Below are 19,683 nucleotides of genomic sequence, written 5' to 3'. Positions count from 1 at the left end.
CTGGCCGCCACCGCCCCGGCTGCCAGCGCCCCTGTAGGAGCAGCTATAGCTGCGATCGTGGTGCCAAGACCCGCGCGATCGCTCGCAGGAAATCGCATCGCAGCTATAGCTGCTCCTACAGGGGCGCGGAGGGCAGCGGCGGGCGCGGCGGTCAGCCCTCGAGCATCGCCCGGATCGCGGCGAAGCCGACGTCGGCGCGCTCCTTCTTACGCGCGGCATCGGCCACCGGGTCGGCGCCGTCGCGCTGCAGTTCGGCGGCGGGCAGTTCGGCCAGGAAGCGGCTCGGCACCAGCTTCAGCCGCTCGCCCCAGCGCTGCGACTCGCGCGGGTAGGACAGCCACAGCTGCTCCTTGGCGCGGGTAATGCCCACGTAGAGCAGGCGGCGCTCCTCGTCGATGCGGCCCTCCTCGACGCTGGCCTCGTGCGGCAGGGTGTCGTCGTCCACGCCGATGATGAAGACGTAGCGGAATTCCAGGCCCTTGGCCGCGTGCAGGCTCATCAGCCGCACCTGGTTGCCCGGCTCGCCCTTGTCGGCGTGGCTCAGCAGCGCCAGCGAGGCCGCCAGCTCGCCCGGCCCGGCGCCGCCGCGCGCGCCGTCGAACCAGTCGGCCAGCTCGTCGAGGTTGCCGCGGCGGATGCGGAACATCTCCTCGGTCTTGCACTGCGCGCGCAGCGCGGCGAGCAGGCCGGAGCGTTCGTTGAGCACCCGGACCAGCTCCGCCGGCGATTGGCGCGACGCCTCCGCGCGCAGTCCGCGGACCAGGTCGGCGAAGGCCGAGAGCGACGACGCGGCGCGCGGGGCGAGCTGCTTGAGCAGCCCGACCGACTCGATCGCCCGCGACATCGGCATGCCGGCGTTGCGCGAGAGCTCGGCCAGCTTCGCCAGCGTGGTCTGGCCCACGCCGCGGCCGGGCGCCTGCACCGCGCGCAGGAAGGCCGCGTCGTCGTCCGGGTTGGCCAGCATGCGCAGCCAGGCCAGCGCATCCTTGACCTCGCCGCGGTCGAGGAAGGCGGTGCCGCCGGACAGGTGATAGGGCACGCGCAGCATCTGCAGCGCCTTCTCCAGCGCGCGCGACTGGTAGTTGCTGCGGAACAGGATGCAGAACTCGCTCCACTCGACCTTGCGCGCGGCGTTGACGAACTGGATCTCGGCGGCCACCCGCTCGGCCTCGTGCGCCGCGTCGCGGCACTCCCAGATGCGGATGCGCTCGCCGTCGGCCTGCGCGCTCCACAGGGTCTTCAGGTGCTCGTGCGGGTTGTTGGCGATCAGCGTGTTGGCCGCGCGCAGCACGCGGTTGGAGCAGCGGTAGTTCTGCTCGAGCTTCACCACCCGCAGCGCCGGATAGTCGCGCGCCATCTGCGACAGGTTCTCGGGATTGGCGCCGCGCCAGGCATAGATCGACTGGTCGTCGTCGCCCACGCAGGTGAAGTTGCCCTTGTCGCCGGCCAGGGCCTTGAGCAGCCGGTACTGGGCGTCATTGGTGTCCTGGCACTCGTCGACCAGCAGGTAGCCGATGCGCTCGCGCCAGCCCAGCGCGCAGTCCTCGTGGGTTTCCAGCAGCTCCACCGGCAGCCGGATCAGGTCGTCGAAATCCACCGCGTTGAACGCGGCCAGGCGGGCCTGGTAGAGCTCGTACACCATTGCCGCCTCGTGCTCGGGCGTGGAGCGCGCCAGCGCGCGCGCCTGCTCCGGCGACAGCCCCTGGTTCTTCGCCCGCGACACCAGGCCCTGCATCGCCTGCACGGCGTCAGGCTTGGCACCGGGCATCAGGTCCTTGAACTGGGCCATCGAATCGTCGGAATCGAAGATCGAGAAGCCGCGCCGCAGGCCCGCGCGCTCGTGCTCGATCTGCAGCATGCGCAGGCCGAGCGCGTGGAAGGTCGAGACGGTCAGGCCTTCGGCGGCGTCGCCTCGGATGCGCTTGGCGACACGCTCGCGCATTTCCTTCGCCGACTTGTTGGTGAAGGTGATCGCGGCGATCCGCTTGGCCGGGTAGCGCCCGGAGCCGATCAGGTGCGCCATCTTCTCGACGATCACGCGGGTCTTGCCGCTGCCGGCGCCGGCGAGGACGAGCAGGGGACCTTCGCAGTGCGCGACCGCGGCCTGTTGCTGGGGATTGAGGGACATCGTGCCGGAGGGAATCGCAGGCCGGCCATTCTATCGGCCGCGGCGGCCCCGGGCCGGGGTCCCGTCCCACCCGCGCCGGTCTTAAACTTCGCCCATGGCCAAGCTCTACTTCTACTACTCGGCGATGAATGCGGGGAAGACCACCACCCTGCTGCAGTCCGCGCACAACTACCGCGAGCGCGGGATGCGCGTGCTGATCCTGGCGCCGGCCCTGGACGATCGCGCTGGCCGCGGGACGGTCGCCTCGCGGATCGGGCTGCAGGCCGAGGCCCGCACCTTCGGGCCGGGCGACGACCTGCAGGCGATGGTGCGCGAGGACATCGACGCCCGTGGCCGCCTGCACTGCGTGCTCGTCGACGAGGCGCAGTTCCTGTCGCGCCCGCAGGTCTGGCAGCTGTCCGAGGTGGTGGACGCGTTCGGCGTGCCGGCGCTCTGCTACGGGCTGCGCACCGACTTCCGCGGCGAGCTGTTCGAGGGCAGCCGCTACCTGCTGGCCTGGGCCGACGAGATCCAGGAGATCAAGACCATCTGCCACAGCGGCAGCAAGGCGATCATGACCGTGCGCGTCGATGACCAGGGCCACGCGGTCCAGGACGGGCCGCAGGTGGAGATCGGCGGCAACGAGCGCTATGTCTCGGTGAGCCGCGCCGAGTTCAAGCGCATCGTGCGCGGCGAGGGCCGGATCGACCCCGCGCAGCAGCAACTGCCGCTGGGCTGAAGCCGCTCCTACAGAGGCGCGTCGCAGCGTCGCTGCCACCGCTCCACCTCGCGCACGACCGAGCCGCCTTCGGGCCGCGCCATCCGCACCTGCTGGCCGAGGCCGGTGAAGATGGCCATTGACTCCGCGCGCCGCGGGCCGTCGCAGCGCAGCGCGGCGGCGCTGGCGCGCGCCAGCCAGGCCACCTTGCGCAGTTCGGCATCGGCTTCGCCCAGGCCGGCGAGCTGGTCCAGGCGGGCCAGCGCGCCCTCGGTGCCGAGCCGCGCTTCCAGCTGGGCCAGCGCGAGTTCCGCCCGCCGGCTCACCGGGTGGGTCGCGCCGTAGGACGCGCTGGTCAGCGCCACCGCCCGGCGCAGCGCGGCCAGGGCCGCGTCGTCGCGCCCGCGCGCGGCTTCGACCTCGCCCAGCAGGCGCAAGGTCGCGCCGACCAGGCCGTGGTCGCGTCCGAAATGTTCGGCGCGCAGGCGCAGCGATTCCTGCAGCAGCGTGGCGGCGCGCGCCTGGTCGCCGAGCTCGTGCAGGACCATGGCCTCGTTGAACAGCCCGGCGGCGAGCAGGGTGGCGGCGCCGCGCTCGCGCCAGATCGCATTGGCCTCGCGCAGGCCCGAGAGCGCGCCGTCGAAATCACCGCGCTCCCAGGCCACGATCGCCAGGCTGTTGGCGTTGCGGGCGACGTCGCTGTGCCGGCTGCCCAGGCGGGCCAGCAGCCAGGCGTGGGCGTCGCGGAACACCACCTCGGCTTCGCCCAGGCGTCCGTCGTCGACCAGCAGCGCGGCCAGCTGGCGGCGCACGTCGACGGTGGCGTGGTGCTGGGCGCCGCGGATCTCGAGCGCGAGGTCGAGCGCTTCGCGGCAGTCGGCCTCGGCGGCGCGCAGGTCGCCGAGCTCGCGGTGCAGCGAGCAGGTGGCGCGCAGGATGTCGATCGCCAGCGGGTGCCGCGCGCCGACGTTCCGGCGCAGCAGGCCCAGGGCGACGTGCTGCTCGCGCAGGGCGAGCACGCTGTCGCCGGTGGCCGCGCGCAGCACGGCCAGGTCGACCAGGCTTTCGACCACGTCGGCCTCGTGCTGGGGGATCGAGCGGCGGATCGCCAGCGCACGCTGGAAACCCGCGCGCGCGGCATCGAACCCGCCCTCGTCGCGCTGGCAGCGGGCCAGCTGCCCATGGAAGTCCGCGACCACCGCCGGAAGGCGCTCCTGTTCGCGCAGCGCCAGCGGCAGCAGCGGCTGCATTGCCGCGCTGCAGGCCCCGGCCTGTCCGAGCAGGCGGCGGGTGCGGCCGATGTCGGTCGCCGCCTGCAGGCGCAGCCCGGGCGGCGGCGATTCGATGCCGGCGATCACCGTGCCCTGGCGCTGCTGCAGGGCCAGGGCCTGGGCGTAGTCGCCGAGCCCGGCGCGCAGGCGCGCGATCACGCCCAGCAGTTCGGCCAGCGCCACCGGCTGCTGGGCGAGTTCCAGTTCGCCGCGGCGCACGCCTTCCTCGAGCAGGCGGCGGATGTCGAGCGGCGCGCCGCCGGGCGTGCTGCCCGCGTTCTCGAACAGGCCGACCATGAAGTTCTGCAGCGCGCGGGCGCGCGCGGCCTGCTGGACCGCCTGCTGCGCCTGCCACAGCACCATCGCCAGGGCGGCCACCAGGACCACGACGATCGCCGCCCCGGTGCCGAGCGCCCAGCGGTGGCGCGCGACGTACTTGCGCACGCGGTAGGACAGCGCCTGGGGCCGCGCGCGCACCGGCTTGCCGTCGAGGTGGCGGCGGATGTCCTGCGACAGCGCCTCGACCGACGAATAGCGCAGCTCGGGGGCCTTGGACATCGCCTTGAGCACGATGTTGTCGAGGTCCCCGGCGATCCGGCGGGCCTCGCGCCGCAGCTGCGCCGCGGGCCGCGTCGGGGCGGCCCCGCTGCCGGCCTCGTCGGTCGCCGCGTCGCCGCGCTGCAGCGCCAGCGAGGGCCGCATCGGTTCGGCGCTGAGGATCGCCTCCTCCCACTCGGCGTCGCTGCGGCGGCGCGGCCGGTAGGGCTTGCAGCCGGCCAGCATCTCGTACAGCACCACGCCCAGCGAATAGATGTCGGTCATCGTGGTGACCGGCTCGCCGCGCACCTGCTCGGGCGCGGCGTAGTGCAGGGTGAAGGCGCGCACGTCGGTGCGGGTGCCCTCGCTGCCGACGTCGGGCGTGTCCAGCAGCTTGGCGATGCCGAAGTCGAGCAGGCGCACCTCGTCGAGCGGGGTCACCAGGATGTTCGAGGGCTTGAGGTCGCGGTGCACGATCAGGTTGGCGTGCGCGTGGCTGACCGCCTCGCAGACCTGCAGGAACAGGCGCAGCCGGGCCTCCACGGTCGGCTCGCGCAGGCGGCACCAGTCGGTGATCGGCTCGCCGTCGACGTAGTCCAGCGCCAGGTAGGGCTGCTGGTCGCTGCTGATGCCGGCATCGAGCAGGCGGGCGATGTGGGCGTGTTCGAGCCGCGCCAGGATCTGCCGCTCGCGGGTGAAGCGCAGCCGCAGGTTCGGATCGGCCAGGCCCGGGCGCAGCAGCTTCAGCGCCACCCGGCGCTCGTACAGGCCGTCGGCGCGGCTGGCCAGCCAGACCTGGCCCATGCCGCCCTCGCCGATCAGGCGCTCCAGCCGGTAGGGCCCGATGACCGCGTGGGCGCGCGCCAGCGGCAGCTGCGAGACCACCGGCTCGGACAGGAAGTCCTCCTGGCCCTCCTCGAGTTCGAGCAGGCTTTCCAGCTCACCGGCGAGCGTCGGGTCTTCGCTCCTCAGCGCGGCCAGGCGCTGCGTGCGCGGGCCGGGCTCGAGCTCGAGCAGGGCGTCGAGCAGCGGGGACAGGCGTTGCCAGCGGTCCGGATCCATGGCCGCGCGCTGGCCGGCGGCCCGTCAGTCCGACTTCAGCGACGCGAGCAGGTACAGCCGCGCCTTCTGCCAGTCACGGCGGATGCTGCGCTCCGAGCGGTCGAGCAGCTCGGCGATCTCGACCTCGGACAGGCCGGCGAAGTAGCGCAGCTCGACCACGCGGGCGAGCCGCTGGTCGACGGCGGCCAGCCGCGTGAGCGCGACGTCCAGCGCCAGCATGTCCTCGTCCAGGCGCAGGCCGCCCTCGATGTCCTCGGGCAGGTCGGTGACGCGATGCAGGTCGCCGCCGCGCTTCTGCGCCATGCGCTGGCGCGCGTAGTCGACCACGACGCTGCGCATGGCCGAGGCGGCATAGGCGAAGAAGTGCGCGCGGTCGTCGAACTGGGCCTCGCGCCGGCCGATCAGCTTGAGATAGGCCTCGTGCACCAGCGCGGTGGCATCCAGCGTCTGGCCGTACTGCCCCGCCAGCTGGCGCCGCGCCATGCTGTGCAGTTCCTGGTAGAGCGTGGCCAGCACGCTGTCGAGCGCGCCGCGGTCCCCGCCGCGGGCGGCATCCAGCAACAGGGTGATCTCAGCGGTTCCGGCCATGGCACTCCCCTCGAGGGCCGATCATAGCGCCTGCGCTCAGCGCTGGCAGGTTCCGCACCAGACCGTGGCCCGCTGGGCCACCATCGCCTGGCGCATCGGCCGCCCGCAGCGCGGGCAGGGCTCGCCGCCCCGGCCATAGGCCGAGAGCTCCTGTTCGAAGTAGCCGGGGGCGCCGTCCGGCGCGAGGAAGTCGCGCAGGGTGGTCCCGCCGCGGGTGATCGCGCGCGCCAGCACGGCGCGGATCTCGTCGGCGATGCGCGCGTAGCGCTCGCGCGAGACCTTGCCCGCGGCGCGCAGCGGCGAGACGCCGGCGGCGAACAGCGCTTCGGCGACATAGATGTTGCCCACGCCCACCACCACCCGCTGGTCCATGAGGAAGGCCTTGACCGGCCCACGGCGGCCGCGGCTCAGCCTGAACAGGTGGTCGCCGTCGAAGGTGTCGCCCAGCGGCTCGGGTCCCAGTCCGGCAAGGAGCGGATGGTCCTCGCCGGGAGGCTGCCAGAGCAGGCAGCCGAAGCGTCTCGGGTCGTTGAGGCGGAGCACGCGTTCCACGCCATCGCGGGCCGCCAGCGCGATGTCCACGTGGTCATGGAGCCGCGGCGGGGCGTCGGCCGGCAGCACGCGCAGGCTGCCCGACATCCCCAGGTGCAGCAGGGCGCTGCCGGCGTCGGTGTCCAGCAGCAGGTACTTGGCGCGGCGGCGCACGGCGTCGATGCGCTGCCCCGGGAGCCGGTCGACGACCTCGGGCGGGATCGGCCAGCGCAGGTCGGGGCGGCGCAGCAGCACCCGCTCCACGCGGGCGCCCTCGAGGTGGGGCGCCAGGCCGCGGCGGGTGGTCTCGACTTCGGGCAGTTCGGGCATGTGCCGAGCGTGGGGGCGGCCGCCCGCGGTCGCAAGCCGCACACCTTCGTGAACGACCGCGCGCGATGTGCGGGCGCGGGGTGGCAATCGACGCAGGCGCATTCCATGATGACGGTCGAATTCCCGCACAACTGTCCACGCCATGCTCGCTTCCCTGCTCGACTTCCTTGCCGGCGGCCTCGTCCAGTCCGGTTTCTGGGGCCTGTTGGCCTATTTGCTGGTGGTCACGCAGCTCACCATCTTCACCGTGACGCTGTACCTGCACCGCAGCCAGACCCATCGCGGCGTCGACTTCCACCCGGTGGTGTCCCACTTCTTCCGCTTCTGGTGCTGGCTCACCACGTCGATGATCACCAAGGAATGGGTGGCCATCCACCGCAAGCACCACGCGCGCTGCGAGACCGAGGAAGACCCGCACAGCCCCATGCACAAGGGCATCAAGGAGGTCTTCTGGAAGGGCGCGGAGCTGTACCGCGAAGCCCGCGCCAACCGCGCCGACATGGAGCAGTACGGCCGCGGCACGCCCGACGACTGGATCGAGCGCACGCTCTACACCCCGCATGCCAACCTCGGCCCGGTGCTGATGCTGGCGATCAACTTCAGCCTGTTCGGCGCCGCGGGCGTGGCGATCTGGGCCATCCAGATGCTGTGGATCCCGTTCTGGGCCGCGGGCGTGGTCAATGGCCTGGGCCACTGGTGGGGCTACCGCAACTTCGAGACCACCGACACCGCCACCAACCTCAGCCCCTGGGCGGTGTGGATCGGCGGCGAAGAGCTGCACAACAACCACCACGCCTTCCCGAGCTCGGCCAAGTTCGCCCTGCGCCGCTGGGAGTTCGACATTGGCTGGGCGGTGATCAAGGGCCTGCAGGCCGTGGGCCTGGCCAAGGTGCTGCGCGTGGCGCCGTCGCTCGACGTCCGTCCGAACATCCACGTGCCCGACGGCGACACGCTGAAGGCACTGCTGGCGCTGCGCTTCCAGGCGATGACCGATTACCAGCGGCGCGTGCTCAAGCCCGCCCTGCGCGAAGAGGCGGCGGCGGCCGGCGCGCGGCTGCGCGCCCTGCTGCCGCGCAAGCTCCGCCGCGGCCTGGTCGACGACGGCCGCTGGCTCAATCCCGACGCCCGCGAACAGCTGCGCGACTGGGTCGAGCAGCGCCCGCGCATCCGCACCGTGGTCGAGTACCGCGCGCGCCTGGCGGCCGTGCTCGAAACCCGCAGCCACGACGCGGCCGAATCGCTGGCCAACCTGCAGGCCTGGTGCCGCGAGGCCGAGGCCAGCGGCATCCGCGCGCTGCAGGACTATGCCGCGCGGCTGAAGGGTTACTCGCTGCAGCCCGCGCGCGGCTGAGGCATGCGCGCGCGGGTGCTCGCCGGCTGCATCGTGCTCGTGGCGGCACTGCCGCTGCCTTCGCCGGCCCAGGTGATGGCCACCGCCGACTACCTCGCGCGCATGGACGGCGACGGAGACGGTCGCGTTTCACTGGGCGAGTACCAGGCGTGGATGAGCTATGCCTTCGACGGCATGGACCGCGATGGCGATGGCGTCCTGGCGGCGCATGAGCAACCCGGCGGCAAGGGGCCCCCGCTGCCGCGCGCGGTCCACCTCGCCCGCCTTGCCGAACGGTTCGGCAGGCAGGACGCGAACGGAGACGGCTGGCTCGACGCCAGGGAACTCGCCGCACCTCCGCGCTAGCGCCACACGGGTCGCGACCTTGGTCGCAGGCCGGGGCACGGGGTGGCCGGGATGGCTAGGATGTCGGAACGTCCCAGGGGAGCTGACGGACCGTGAACGCGACGCCGATCGAACTCGTGGCCACCGTGCTGTTCGCACTCGCCGTGGCCCACACCTTCAGCACCAAGTATTTCCAGCGCCTGGCCGATCGCCAGCCCGCGCATTCCGGCATCTGGCACCTGCTGGCCGAGGTGGAGGTCGTATTCGGCGCCTGGGCCATGCTCTTCATCGTGGTGATGATGGCGCTCGTGGGGCCGTCGCAGGCCACCGCCTACGTGGAGTCGCGCAACTTCACCGAGCCGATGTTCGTGTTCGCGATCATGGTGATCGCGGGCACGCGGCCGATCCTCTGGCTCGCCACCCACCTGGTGGACGGCCTGGCCAGGCTGCTGCCCTGGCGCAACGGCCTGGAGTTCTGCTTCAGCGTGCTCGCGCTGGTGCCCCTGCTGGGTTCGTTCATCACCGAGCCGGCGGCGATGACGCTGGCGGCGATGCTGCTGTCCCGTCGCGTCTACGTGGCGGACATCTCGACGCGTGCGCGCTACGCGCTGCTGGGGACGCTGTTCGTCAACATCTCGATCGGCGGCGTGCTGACGCCGTTCGCGGCACCGCCGGTGTTGATGGTGGCCGGCAAGTGGAACTGGGACCTCGCCTTCATGCTGACCCACTTCGGCTGGAAGGCCGCGCTGGCGGTGGTGGTGAACGCGGCCCTGGTGGTGTTCGTGTTCCGGAAGGAACTCGGGACCCTGAAGACCGGGGAAGCCGGCACGCGGCCGGACGCGATGCCGCCCTGGGTCGTGGCGCTGCACGTGGTCTTCCTCGTGGGCCTGGTGGTGTTCGCGCACCACCCGGCGATGTTCATGGGGATCTTCCTGCTGTTCATGGGCGTGGCCACGGCCTACAAGCGCTTCCAGGACCGCCTGATCCTGCGCGAAGGCCTGCTGGTGGCGTTCTTCCTCGCCGGCCTGGTGGTGCTGGGTGGCCAGCAGCGCTGGTGGCTGCAGCCGCTGCTGATGGACATGAGCACGGACGCGGTGTTCTTCGGGGCGACGGCCCTCACCGCCATCACCGACAACGCCGCGCTGACCTACCTCGGGTCGCTGGTGGAAGGCCTGAGCGATGAATTCAAGTACATGCTGGTGGCCGGGGCGGTGGCGGGTGGCGGCTTGACGGTGATCGCGAACGCGCCCAACCCGGCCGGCATGTCGATCGTGCGCCGGCATTTCAAGGAGCAGACCGTGCATCCGCTCGGACTGCTGCTCGCGGCGCTGCCCCCGACGCTGGTCGCGATCGTGGCGCTGCGCTGGCTCTAGCGCTTGAACCCGGCCATCCTGCCACCTTCGCGTATTCCGACCGTGGCGCTGTGCTGGCGGCAGAGCGTCGGGCCGTCAGTTGCCGCAGGCGTTGCGCAGCACCGGGTCGTCGGCTGAGAGTTGCAGCCAGTTGGCATTTTCCAGGCTGCCGTCGGTACCGAGCTCGACCTGGTCGAGCAGGTCCGCGCGGCGATGCGCCGTGCAGTCGAACACCACGCCGTACTGCCGCATCGGCTCCCAGCGCCCGGCAAGGATGACGCGCGTCAGCACCTGTCCAGGGGCATCCGCATGGTGGCGGTCGAAGCGGTGGTCGACCGCGATCAGGCGATTGGTCAGGGGCACCACGTAGGTCCAGGGCCGGTACCACGAGCGAACCTGGTTGGTCGAGGCCACCTGCACGCTCTCAGGGAAGGTGCCGGTGGTGCGCTCGAGCCACGAGTACTCCAGCCAGATCGCCATCAGCAGCATGCCGGCTCCCGCTGCTGCAGGAACGATCCACTGCGGCAGGCGCCTGCGCGTGGCGATGTTGACGGAAAGCGCGATGCCGGCCAGGCCGAAGCCCGCGGCGATGATGGCGATGAACTCCAGCAGCATGGACGCTCCCCGATGCGTTGGCGTTTGGAAGAAGGTCGATTGTAGTCAGGGCCGGGCGCACCGCGTGTCCCGCCAAGCAGAGCGGCCCGCCCCCGTCGCCGGGAGCGGGCCGCGTTGTCACGACTGCATCGGACTCAGTGCGCGATGGCCTCGCCCGCCCCGCGTGGGACGCGGATGTCCTCGACCAGGTGCTGGATGTGCTCCGGCACCGGGGCGGTCATCTTCATCACGACGTAGGCAACGATGAAGTTGATCAGCGCGCCGATCGCGCCGAAGGCCAGCGGCGAGATGCCGAACAGCCAGTTCTCGGGGGTATCGGCCAGCATGTTGGTGCCTGCGACGAAGAACCAGCCCTTGTAGGTGAACAGGTACACGCTGGTGGAGACCAGGCCGGCCAACATGCCCGCGACCGCACCGGTGGAGTTCATCTTCGTCGAGAAGATGCCCATCATGATCGCCGGGAACAGCGAGCTTGCCGCCAGGCCGAACGCGAAGGCCACCGTCTGTGCCGCGAAGCCGGGTGGGTTCATGCCCAGCCACGTGGCGACCACGATCGCCGCCGCCATCGACACGCGTGCCGCAAGCAGTTCCCCCTTCTCGGTGATGTCGGGCTTGAACGTGCGCTTGATCAGGTCATGGCTCACCGCCGACGAGATCGCCAGCAGCAGGCCTGCCGCCGTCGACAGCGCCGCCGCCAGGCCACCGGCCGCGATCAGGGCGATCACCCACCCTGGCAGGCCCGCGATCTCCGGGTTGGCCAGCACCAGGATGTCCTGGTTGAAGGTGACCATCTCGTTGCCCTGCCAGCCGCGCTCGGCCGCGACCGCGGCGAACTCGGTGCTGGCCTCGTTGTAGGACTGGATCATGCCGTCGCCGTTCTTGTCCTCGAACTTCAGCAGGCCGGTCTGCTCCCAGTTGTGCATCCAGTCCGGGCGCGCTTCATAGGTGAGCGACTCGGTGGCACGCGTGCCCTCCGGGTAGATCGTGGTGAGGATGTTCAGGCGTGCCATCGCGCCCACCGCCGGGGCGACGGTGTAGAGCAGGGCGATGAACACCAGCGCCCAGCCCGCCGACTTGCGGGCGTCGGACACCTTGGGCACGGTGAAGAAGCGGATGATCACGTGCGGCAGGCCCGCGGTGCCGACCATCAGCGACAGCGTGAACAGCGTCATGTTGAGGGTGGAATCGTGCAGCCCGGTGTAGTCGTTGAAGCCCAGGTCCACCAGAATCTGGTCGAGCCTGGCCAACAGCGGCATGCCCGAGTCGGTGTGGGTCGAGAACAGGCCCAGCTGCGGGATCGGGTTGTCGGTGAGCTGCAGCGAGATGAACACCGCCGGGATGGTGTAGGCGATGATCAGCACGATGTACTGCGCCACCTGGGTGTAGGTGATGCCCTTCATGCCGCCCAGCACCGCGTAGACGAACACCACGGCGGACGCGATCAGCAGGCCGGTATTGGTGTCGACCTCGAGGAAGCGCGAGAACGCCACGCCGGCGCCGGTCATCTGCCCGATCACGTAGGTGATCGAGATCATCAGCAGCGCCGCCACCGCCACCAGTCGCGCGGTGCGGCTGTAATAGCGGTCGCCGATGAAGTCGGGCACGGTGAACCGGCCGAACTTGCGCAGGTACGGTGCCAGCAGCATCGCCAGCAGAACGTAGCCGCCGGTCCAGCCCATCAGGTAGGCGGAGTTGCCATAGCCGACGAAGGCGATCAGGCCCGCCATCGAGATGAACGAAGCAGCCGACATCCAGTCCGCGGCGATCGCCATGCCGTTGGTGACCGGGTGCACGCTGCGGCCGGCGGCGTAGAACTCTGACGTGGAGCCGGCGCGTGCCCAGATCGCGATGATGATGTAGAGCAGGAACGAGCCGCCGACGAAGATGAGGTTGAGAGTGAACTGATCCATGGAATGGGTCCCTTAGTCTTCTTCGTGCACGTCGTACTCGCGATCGAGCCGGTTCATGTACCAGGTGTAGTAGGCGATCAGCGCGATGAAGGTCAGGATCGAGCCCTGCTGCGCGAACCAGAAGCCCAGGTCGGTGCCGCCGATGCGGATGCCCGCGAGCAGCGGGCGCAGGATGATGGCGAACCCGTACGACACCAGCGCCCAGATCCCCATGCAGATGAAGATGATCCGCAGGTTTGCCTTCCAGTAGTTCTGTGGTGATTTCTCGGACATGTTTTTCTCAGCCCCCTATGCGGTGGTCAGAAGGTGTATTTGACGGTGGTCTGGATGCGCTTGAGGTCACCCTTGCGGCTGTCCTCGAGCTCGCGCTGGCCCCAGCCGATCTCCGCGCCGATGTCGAGCTTGGGAAACGGCGAATAGATCAGGTTGGCGTGGAAGGACTGCGCACGTTCGGTGGCGGCGAAACTGCCCGGGCCCCAGCCCGTGAGGCTGCGGTCGTTGTCGAACTCCGCCACCGAATACATCAGGTTGCTGCGCAGCTGGCCATTGAACGCATGCCGCCAGGCGACGAAGCCGCCGGCACCGTCCTGCGCGTGCAGGTTGCCGTTGGCATCGACCACCGAGTCGGCGCCCAGGCCGAAGCCCAGGTAACGGCCGATGCCGCTGCCGTAGTTGGCCATCCAGCGGATGTCGTCATTGGCGCCCATGTTGAACCGGCCGGACAGGCTGATCGCGGCGCCGGTGGCGGTCTCGTCCCCGGACTTGAGCTGGCGCACGAGGCCGGCGGCGCTGAAATGACCCCAGTCGCCCTTGGCCACGTAGCGCGCGGTCAGGTCGGGCAGGGTGTCGCTGCCACCGGTGTTGTTGCGCGCGGCGCTGGTGATGCTGCTGACCGTGGTGTGGGGGTTCTCCAGCGCCACCGAGAACGGGCCGCTGGTGTAGCGGAGCTGCGCCTGGCGCACGAAGGTGGTGCCTTCGGTGACGCCCACGAAGTCCACGGCTTCCGGCAGCGCGGCCACGTCCTGGAAGTTGGACCAGGTCTGGCCGGCCAGCCAGTTGTTCCAGCTCACGAAGGCCTGGCGCAGGGTGATGCCGTGGGTGTTGGTGTTGACCTCGTTGCCGAGGTTCGCGCTGCCGCCGCCGTACATGTCGGCCTCGATGTAGGCGCGGAACTTGTCGCCACCCTCGGTGGTGTGGTCGGCGGCGAACCAGAAGCGCGAGAACGCCGCGTGGACATCGGTGTACGCGTCGCTGTCGGGCTCCGCGCCGTTGGCGGTGACCGGGATCGTGCTCGGCACGTAGAACAGGCGGCCTGCGGAGCCCTCGGCGATCGCGCCGTCGCTGGTGTCGGTGACCATGGCGTCGAACTTGATGAAGCCACCGTAGGTGAACACCGCCTCCGGGTTGGCCAGGATCGGCTTGGACTGCACCGGCTTGACCGCCGGCTGCGCCACCTGGACCTGATCGAGCCGGCTCTGCGTCTGGGTGATGCTTTCCTGCTGCTGCTGTTGCCCCTGCAGCAGGGTCTGGATCTGCGCTTCGAGCTGGGCGACGCGTGCCTCCAGCTCCTGTTCCTTCGCGCTCTGCGCGAAGGCCATGCCGGGCGCGGCCAGCGCGACCAGCACCGCGATCGCCAGCAGTCGCCGTGAATTGCGTCGTTTCGTCGTCATCGCTCCCTCCCACAGGATGCCCGCGCAGCGCGCGGTGTCCCGAGCCTGACTGCGCGGCTGGCGCCCGGGTATTCGCCATTGGTCGAATATCCGGGCGGTCCGGATGGCGTCGCGTGGCGCCCTATCGGCCGGCGATGTGCCTGTGCGGCGCCGGCGGCGATTGCAGCGCGAGCCAGCACAGGCCCACGGTGACCGCGTCCCCCAGCGCGCTGTGGCGGCCGAGCACCGGGACGCCCAGGCTGCCGGCGATGTGCCCGAAGTCGAGGTTGGGCGGCGCGTTGGGCGCGGCGCGGCGCGCGCGCGCCGCGAAGGCGTCTGCCAGGTCCACGCGCGGGTTGGGCAACCCGAATCCGGTGAGGCCGCGCACGTGCGGCGACAGCATCGCCAGGTCGAAGGCCAGGTGGTAGCCGAGCAGGGTCCGCCCTTCCAGCCAGTGCAGGAAGTCGCGCACCGCGGCCGTGACCGCGACGCCTCCGGCGGCCTCGTCGGGGGTGATGCGGTGGTGGCGGATGGACTCGATGCCGAAGGTGCGGTCGGCGCGGATGCGGCGCTCGAAGCGTTCGGAGGTGACCACCCGCCCGCCGCGCACCGGGACCGCGGCGAGGCTGAGGATGTGGTCCTGCCTCGGGTCCAGCCCGGTGGTTTCCAGGTCCAGGCTGACCCATTCCGCAGGGGGGGCGGGCCGCAGCAGCCCGGCCCACTCGCCCTGGCCGGCCTTGCGTCGCAGCCACCAGCGTCGGACCACGCGCATGTCCTAGTCCCGCAGGTGGAAGCTTTGGCGGATGTGGCCGCGGAAGTCCTTCACCACGTGCAGCGCGTCGCGCATCAGCTCGCGGTCGAGCCGGCGCAGCCGCGACGGATCGATGTGGTTGCCGGGCGTTTCGCCGGCGTCCAGGGCGGCGAGCTGCGCGTCCAGGCGCATGTGCTGGAACACGTTGAGCGCCTGCGGCAGGTCGCGGCCCAGGCCCGGCGACAGCTCGCCGCACTCGACCAGCGCGGCGCAGCGTTCGCGGCTTCCGGTGGCGGTGATCCCGCGGGCCAGCGCCAGGCAGCGCAGGCCATGGACCACCGGGAAGATGCCGCCCTTCTTGATGTCGGTACCGGCGCCACCAGCGCGCACCCGGCCGAAGAAGGTCAGCGGGGTGTCGAACTCGAGCGTGGCCGCAGCGAGGTGGTGGAGCAGGATCGCGTCGTCGCCCAGCGCCATCAGCGCGCCCTTGACCGGGGCGAACAGCGCCGCGTTGCCGGCGATCGGCCGCGCGTCCAGCGCGATCGACAGGTCCAGCGCGCCCTGGCCGCCGTGCACGCGCTTCCACCGGCCGATGCGATCGCGCCACTGCGTCGCGCTCATCCTCCAGTGCGGATTGTCGACCATCACCCGGCCCGGGCAGGGCGGGTAGCCGATCCTGGCCAGTGCGGCGCTGAAGCGGTTCATCGCCTCGGCCAGCCCCGGCCAGTCGAGGTCGTCGGCCAGCACCAGGGCGTTGTCCTGGTCGGTCTTGAGCAGCTGTTCGCGGCGGCCCTCGCTGCCCATGACCAGCAGGCAGATGCGGTCGCGGAATTCCACCGGGACCATCAGATCGAAGACCCGGCGCATCACCAGGTTGTTGAGCGCGCTGACCAGTTCGCTCATGTAGGGGATGCGCGCGCCATGGGTGCTCAGGCTGCGCACCAGCCGGGTCATGCCGGAGGCGGCCTCGGCGATGGCGTCGACGTCCCGGGCGCGCGCCAGGCGCAGGCTGATCAGGTGCGAATGGCTGGCGAAGTGGGCCAGCACCTCGGCCATGCCGAGGGTGCCCGCCACCCGGCTGCCCTCGGTGACCACCACGCGTTCGATCTGGCGCTCGGTCATGTCGATCAGCGCCTGGAACAGCACTTCGCCCGTGCCGATGGTGGCCAGCGGGCGCGTGGCCAAGGGGCCGATCGGTGCGTCCAGCGGCAGGCGCTCCCGGGTCAGGGCATCCAGCAGGTCGGTGCGGGTGACGATGCCGGGGTCGTCGTGGGCGCGGTCGTAGACCAGCAGGCAGTCCACGCGTCGCTCGCGCAGGCGCGCGCTGGCCGCGGCGATGGTGGTCGTGCCATCGACGCGCTCGGGCGGCGCCAGGTCCGCCTCGCCGACCCGGATCACCATCAGCTCGCCGGCATCGCGCCGTTCGCTGCTGCTGGAGAGCCGGCCCTTGGTGGCCAGGCCTTCGTTGAAGTACGCGGCCACGCGCGGGTTGTCGGCCAGCAGCTGGCGGAACGTGGCGGCCGGGATCAGGTGGCTCAGGCAATCGCCCTCGCAGCGGTAGCTCAGGCGCGCGCGCCCGGCCATGACCGCCCAGGCGCCGATCACGTCGCCCGGCCCGTAGTCGGCGAAGCGCTCCTCGCGGCCGCGCTCGTCGACCTGGAAGGCGTGGACCAGGCCCTTGAGGATGACGACGACGTGCGGCGAGTCCTTGCCGGCTTCGATCAGCGTGGTGCCGCCGGGATGGAAGCCCATGTCGACGCTGGACTGCAGCCGCCGCCGCCCGGCGTCGTCGAGCAGGTCGAACGGCGGCAGGCTGAGGTCCAGGCCGGGGACGGGATCCATGGCTGCATTGTGCGGCGATCGCGCAAACGCGTGAGTAGACGAAGGTCTAAACCGCGTGCGGTTGCAATCCGGCAAACTGGACGCGCCACGTTTGCACTGGGGTGCGCCGCCATGTCCGATCTCTATCCCGTGCCCGCCGCGTTCGCCGCGCAGGCCAACGTCACCCGGGCCGACTACGCCCGGGACTATGCCGAGTCCATCCGCGATCCCGACGCGTTCTGGGGCCGCATCGCCGGTCGCCTGGACTGGATGACGCCGCCGACGCGCATCCGCGACGTCAGCTACGACCGCCAGAATTTCCAGATCCGCTGGTTCGCCGACGGCGAGCTCAACGTCAGCGTCAACTGCCTGGACCGCCACCTCGCCGCGCGCGGTGACAAGACCGCGCTGATCTTCGAGCCCGACGACCCGGGTGCCGACCCGCAGCACGTCACCTACCGCGACCTGCACGCCCGCGTCTGCCGCCTGGCGAACGCGCTGCGCAACCTGGGCGTGGGCAAGGGCGATCGCGTCACCATCTACCTGCCGATGATCGTCGAGGCCGCGGTGGCGATGCTGGCCTGCGCCCGCATCGGCGCGATCCATACGGTGGTCTTCGGCGGTTTCTCCGCCAACTCCATCGCCGACCGTGTCCGCGACAGCGGCTCGAAGCTCATCATCACCGCCGACGAGGGCCTGCGCGGTGGCAAGCGCGTGCCGCTGAAGGCCAACGTCGACGCCGCGCTGAAGCTCCCCGGCACCACCACCGTGGAAACGGTCGTGGTTGTGCGCCACACCGGCGGCCCCGTCGACATGCAGATGCCGCGCGACCGCTGGTACGACGCCGTCACCGACGGGCAACCCGACAGCTGCGAGCCCGAGCGCATGAACGCGGAAGATCCGCTGTTCATCCTCTACACGTCCGGCTCCACCGGCAAGCCGAAGGGCGTGCTGCACACCACCGCCGGCTACCTGCTGTTCGCGGCCTACACCCACGAATGCGTCTTCGACCTGAAGGACGACGATGTCTACTGGTGCACCGCCGACGTCGGCTGGGTCACCGGCCACAGCTACATCGTGTACGGGCCGCTCGCCAACGGCGCCACCTCGCTGGTGTTCGAGGGCGTGCCCAGCCATCCCGACAGCTCGCGCTTCTGGCAGGTCATCGATCGCCACCAGGTCACCATCTTCTACACGGCGCCCACGGCGATCCGCGCGCTGATGCGCGACGGCGACGCGCCTGTGAAGAAGACCTCGCGCAGGTCGCTGCGCCTGCTCGGAAGCGTCGGCGAGCCGATCAACCCCGAGGCCTGGCGCTGGTACAACGACGTCGTCGGCGAAGGCCGCTGTCCGATCGTCGACACCTGGTGGCAGACCGAGACCGGCGGCATCCTCATCTCGCCGCTGCCAGGCGCGATCGACGCCAAGCCGGGCTCGGCCACGCTGCCGTTCTTCGGCGTGCAGCCGGCGATCGTCGATCCGGCCGGGAACATCCTCGAGGGCGAGTGCGAGGGCAACCTCGTCATCCTCGATTCCTGGCCGGGCCAGATGCGCACCGTCTACGGCGACGACCAGCGCTTCTTCGACACCTACTTCGCCGCCTATCCGGGCATGTACTTCACCGGCGACGGCTGCCGCCGCGACGCCGACGGCTACTACTGGATCACCGGCCGCGTCGACGACGTGATCAACGTCAGCGGCCACCGCATCGGCACCGCGGAAGTCGAAAGCGCCCTGGTGCTGCACCCGAAGGTCGCCGAGGCCGCGGTCGTGGGCTTCCCGCACGACGTCAAGGGCCAGGGCATCTACGCCTACGTGACGCTCGTGGCCGGCGAGGTCGAGAGCGACGCGCTGCTCAAGGAGCTGGTGGCGCACGTGCGCAAGGAGATCGGCCCGATCGCCTCGCCCGACTTCCTGCAGTGGGCGCCGGCGCTGCCGAAGACGCGCTCGGGCAAGATCATGCGCCGCATCCTGCGCAAGATCGCCGAGAACGCGCCCGACCAGCTCGGCGACACCAGCACGCTGGCCGACCCGTCCGTGGTCGACGCGCTGCTGGGCAACCGGCGGGGTGCATAGACGCACGTGGCCACCCTGCTGATCGCCGACGACCACCCCCTGTTCCGCGAGGCGCTGCGGGGGGCGGTCGCGCGCGTGCTGCCAGAGGCCACGCTGAAGGAAGCCGACAGCGTGGAGAAGCTCTACGCGCTCGTCGAATCCGAGCCCGACGCGGACCTGCTGCTGCTGGACCTCAACATGCCCGGCGCCCAGGGCTTCAGCGCCCTCGTGCACCTGCGCGCGCAGCACCCCGAGCTGCCGGTGGTGGTGGTCTCGGCGCGCGAGGAGCCTGCGGTGATGCGGCGCGCGCTGGACCATGGCGCGATGGGCTTCATCCCCAAGTCAGCCGATTCCGGCACCTTGGGCCGCGCGCTGGCGCAGGTGCTGCAGGGCGACCGCTGGGCGCCGCCGGCCGCGCTGGCGGCGCCCGCCGCGGACGCCGACGAGCACGATGCGGCGCAGCGCGTGGCCGGCCTCACGCCGCAGCAGTTCCGCGTGCTGCAGATGCTGGGCGCGGGCCTGCTGAACAAGCAGATCGCCTTCCAGCTCGGCGTGTCCGAGGCGACGATCAAGGCCCACATGACCGCGATCCTGCGCAAGCTCGGGGCGAGCAACCGGACGCAGGCGGTGCTGATCGCGGGCAAGCTTGCCCTCGAGCCGGGCGCGATCACGCCCCAGCCCGACGAGGGCGACTGAGCCGGTCGGGCCGCT

The 19,683-nt window shown here is 70.8% G+C and carries 16 protein-coding genes; 6 read left to right on the top strand and 10 right to left on the bottom strand.

Going from position 1 to position 19,683, the window contains the following annotated elements:
* Nucleotides 1–151: 151 nt before the first annotated feature.
* Nucleotides 152–2,128 carry a UvrD-helicase domain-containing protein gene (locus JGR68_RS13445; RefSeq protein ID WP_199362522.1) on the bottom strand — a complete coding sequence of 659 codons (1,977 nt, stop codon included), beginning with the start codon at nt 2,126–2,128 and terminating at the stop codon, nt 152–154.
* 94 nt (nt 2,129–2,222) lie between these two features.
* Here JGR68_RS13445 and JGR68_RS13440 point away from each other — a divergent pair, with 94 nt between their 5' ends.
* On the top strand, nt 2,223–2,846 hold the full coding sequence (locus JGR68_RS13440) for a thymidine kinase (RefSeq protein ID WP_199362521.1): 624 nt from the start codon (nt 2,223–2,225) through the stop codon (nt 2,844–2,846).
* A gap of 8 nt (nt 2,847–2,854) precedes the next feature.
* Here the strand turns inward: JGR68_RS13440 and JGR68_RS13435 are convergent, their stop codons facing one another.
* Genes JGR68_RS13435 through mutM form a run of 3 tightly spaced genes read right to left on the bottom strand, consistent with a single transcriptional unit; the run spans nt 2,855 to nt 7,144 of the window.
* Nucleotides 2,855–5,695 carry a serine/threonine-protein kinase gene (locus tag JGR68_RS13435; RefSeq protein ID WP_199362520.1) on the bottom strand — a complete coding sequence of 947 codons (2,841 nt, stop codon included), beginning with the start codon at nt 5,693–5,695 and terminating at the stop codon, nt 2,855–2,857.
* Nucleotides 5,696–5,719: 24 nt separating this feature from the next.
* Nucleotides 5,720–6,283, bottom strand: a complete 564-nt coding sequence (locus JGR68_RS13430; protein WP_199362519.1) for an ECF-type sigma factor — start codon at nt 6,281–6,283, stop codon at nt 5,720–5,722.
* Nucleotides 6,284–6,319: 36 nt separating this feature from the next.
* A complete protein-coding gene (gene mutM / locus JGR68_RS13425) occupies nt 6,320–7,144 on the bottom strand; it encodes a bifunctional DNA-formamidopyrimidine glycosylase/DNA-(apurinic or apyrimidinic site) lyase (protein WP_199362518.1) in 825 nt (274 codons plus the stop codon).
* A gap of 142 nt (nt 7,145–7,286) precedes the next feature.
* On the opposite strand from mutM, the gene JGR68_RS13420 reads away from it, so the two are divergent.
* The 3 genes from JGR68_RS13420 to JGR68_RS13410 all read left to right on the top strand — a co-directional run bounded on the left by JGR68_RS13420 (nt 7,287) and on the right by JGR68_RS13410 (nt 10,192).
* Nucleotides 7,287–8,495, top strand: coding sequence for a fatty acid desaturase (locus JGR68_RS13420; protein ID WP_199362517.1), 1,209 nt, complete (start codon nt 7,287–7,289; stop codon nt 8,493–8,495).
* Between the two features lie 3 nt (nt 8,496–8,498).
* Nucleotides 8,499–8,840 carry a hypothetical protein gene (locus JGR68_RS13415; protein ID WP_199362516.1) on the top strand — a complete coding sequence of 114 codons (342 nt, stop codon included), beginning with the start codon at nt 8,499–8,501 and terminating at the stop codon, nt 8,838–8,840.
* Between the two features lie 92 nt (nt 8,841–8,932).
* Entirely contained in the window at nt 8,933–10,192 is a 1,260-nt protein-coding gene (locus tag JGR68_RS13410) for a putative Na+/H+ antiporter (RefSeq protein WP_199362515.1), read from the top strand.
* A 75-nt stretch (nt 10,193–10,267) separates the two neighbouring features.
* Here the strand turns inward: JGR68_RS13410 and JGR68_RS13405 are convergent, their stop codons facing one another.
* From JGR68_RS13405 to JGR68_RS13380, 6 genes are all read right to left on the bottom strand, one after another.
* A complete protein-coding gene (locus JGR68_RS13405; RefSeq protein WP_199362514.1) occupies nt 10,268–10,786 on the bottom strand; it encodes a hypothetical protein in 519 nt (172 codons plus the stop codon).
* 134 nt (nt 10,787–10,920) lie between these two features.
* A complete protein-coding gene (locus tag JGR68_RS13400; protein WP_199362513.1) occupies nt 10,921–12,696 on the bottom strand; it encodes a sodium:solute symporter family protein in 1,776 nt (591 codons plus the stop codon).
* 12 nt (nt 12,697–12,708) lie between these two features.
* Entirely contained in the window at nt 12,709–12,969 is a 261-nt protein-coding gene (locus JGR68_RS13395; RefSeq protein WP_199362512.1) for a DUF4212 domain-containing protein, read from the bottom strand.
* 26 nt (nt 12,970–12,995) lie between these two features.
* Nucleotides 12,996–14,366 carry a DcaP family trimeric outer membrane transporter gene (locus JGR68_RS13390; RefSeq protein WP_199362511.1) on the bottom strand — a complete coding sequence of 457 codons (1,371 nt, stop codon included), beginning with the start codon at nt 14,364–14,366 and terminating at the stop codon, nt 12,996–12,998.
* A gap of 121 nt (nt 14,367–14,487) precedes the next feature.
* A complete protein-coding gene (locus JGR68_RS13385) occupies nt 14,488–15,117 on the bottom strand; it encodes an exonuclease domain-containing protein (protein ID WP_199362510.1) in 630 nt (209 codons plus the stop codon).
* 3 nt (nt 15,118–15,120) lie between these two features.
* Entirely contained in the window at nt 15,121–16,938 is a 1,818-nt protein-coding gene (locus JGR68_RS13380) for a DUF294 nucleotidyltransferase-like domain-containing protein (protein ID WP_199362509.1), read from the bottom strand.
* A gap of 111 nt (nt 16,939–17,049) precedes the next feature.
* Between JGR68_RS13380 and acs the strand changes: the two genes are divergently transcribed.
* Nucleotides 17,050–18,993, top strand: coding sequence for an acetate--CoA ligase (acs, locus tag JGR68_RS13375; RefSeq protein ID WP_199362508.1), 1,944 nt, complete (start codon nt 17,050–17,052; stop codon nt 18,991–18,993).
* Between the two features lie 6 nt (nt 18,994–18,999).
* Nucleotides 19,000–19,668 carry a response regulator transcription factor gene (locus JGR68_RS13370; RefSeq protein WP_199362507.1) on the top strand — a complete coding sequence of 223 codons (669 nt, stop codon included), beginning with the start codon at nt 19,000–19,002 and terminating at the stop codon, nt 19,666–19,668.
* Nucleotides 19,669–19,683: the final 15 nt, after the last annotated feature.

Origin of the sequence: Luteimonas sp. MC1750 (assembly GCF_016615955.1) — a bacterium.
Lineage (GTDB): Bacteria > Pseudomonadota > Gammaproteobacteria > Xanthomonadales > Xanthomonadaceae > Luteimonas.
This window is presented reverse-complemented; position numbering and strand designations above follow the sequence as displayed.

Coding starts and splice junctions, on each gene's coding strand:
- mutM (WP_199362518.1), bottom strand. CDS start 7,144: ATGCCCGAACTGCCCGAAGTCGAGACCACCCGCCGCGGCCTGGCGCCC.
- JGR68_RS13435 (WP_199362520.1), bottom strand. CDS start 5,695: ATGGATCCGGACCGCTGGCAACGCCTGTCCCCGCTGCTCGACGCCCTG.
- acs (WP_199362508.1), top strand. CDS start 17,050: ATGTCCGATCTCTATCCCGTGCCCGCCGCGTTCGCCGCGCAGGCCAAC.
- JGR68_RS13405 (WP_199362514.1), bottom strand. CDS start 10,786: ATGCTGCTGGAGTTCATCGCCATCATCGCCGCGGGCTTCGGCCTGGCC.
- JGR68_RS13415 (WP_199362516.1), top strand. CDS start 8,499: ATGCGCGCGCGGGTGCTCGCCGGCTGCATCGTGCTCGTGGCGGCACTG.
- JGR68_RS13440 (WP_199362521.1), top strand. CDS start 2,223: ATGGCCAAGCTCTACTTCTACTACTCGGCGATGAATGCGGGGAAGACC.
- JGR68_RS13390 (WP_199362511.1), bottom strand. CDS start 14,366: ATGACGACGAAACGACGCAATTCACGGCGACTGCTGGCGATCGCGGTG.
- JGR68_RS13445 (WP_199362522.1), bottom strand. CDS start 2,128: ATGTCCCTCAATCCCCAGCAACAGGCCGCGGTCGCGCACTGCGAAGGT.
- JGR68_RS13420 (WP_199362517.1), top strand. CDS start 7,287: ATGCTCGCTTCCCTGCTCGACTTCCTTGCCGGCGGCCTCGTCCAGTCC.
- JGR68_RS13385 (WP_199362510.1), bottom strand. CDS start 15,117: ATGCGCGTGGTCCGACGCTGGTGGCTGCGACGCAAGGCCGGCCAGGGC.
- JGR68_RS13430 (WP_199362519.1), bottom strand. CDS start 6,283: ATGGCCGGAACCGCTGAGATCACCCTGTTGCTGGATGCCGCCCGCGGC.
- JGR68_RS13395 (WP_199362512.1), bottom strand. CDS start 12,969: ATGTCCGAGAAATCACCACAGAACTACTGGAAGGCAAACCTGCGGATC.
- JGR68_RS13380 (WP_199362509.1), bottom strand. CDS start 16,938: ATGGATCCCGTCCCCGGCCTGGACCTCAGCCTGCCGCCGTTCGACCTG.
- JGR68_RS13400 (WP_199362513.1), bottom strand. CDS start 12,696: ATGGATCAGTTCACTCTCAACCTCATCTTCGTCGGCGGCTCGTTCCTG.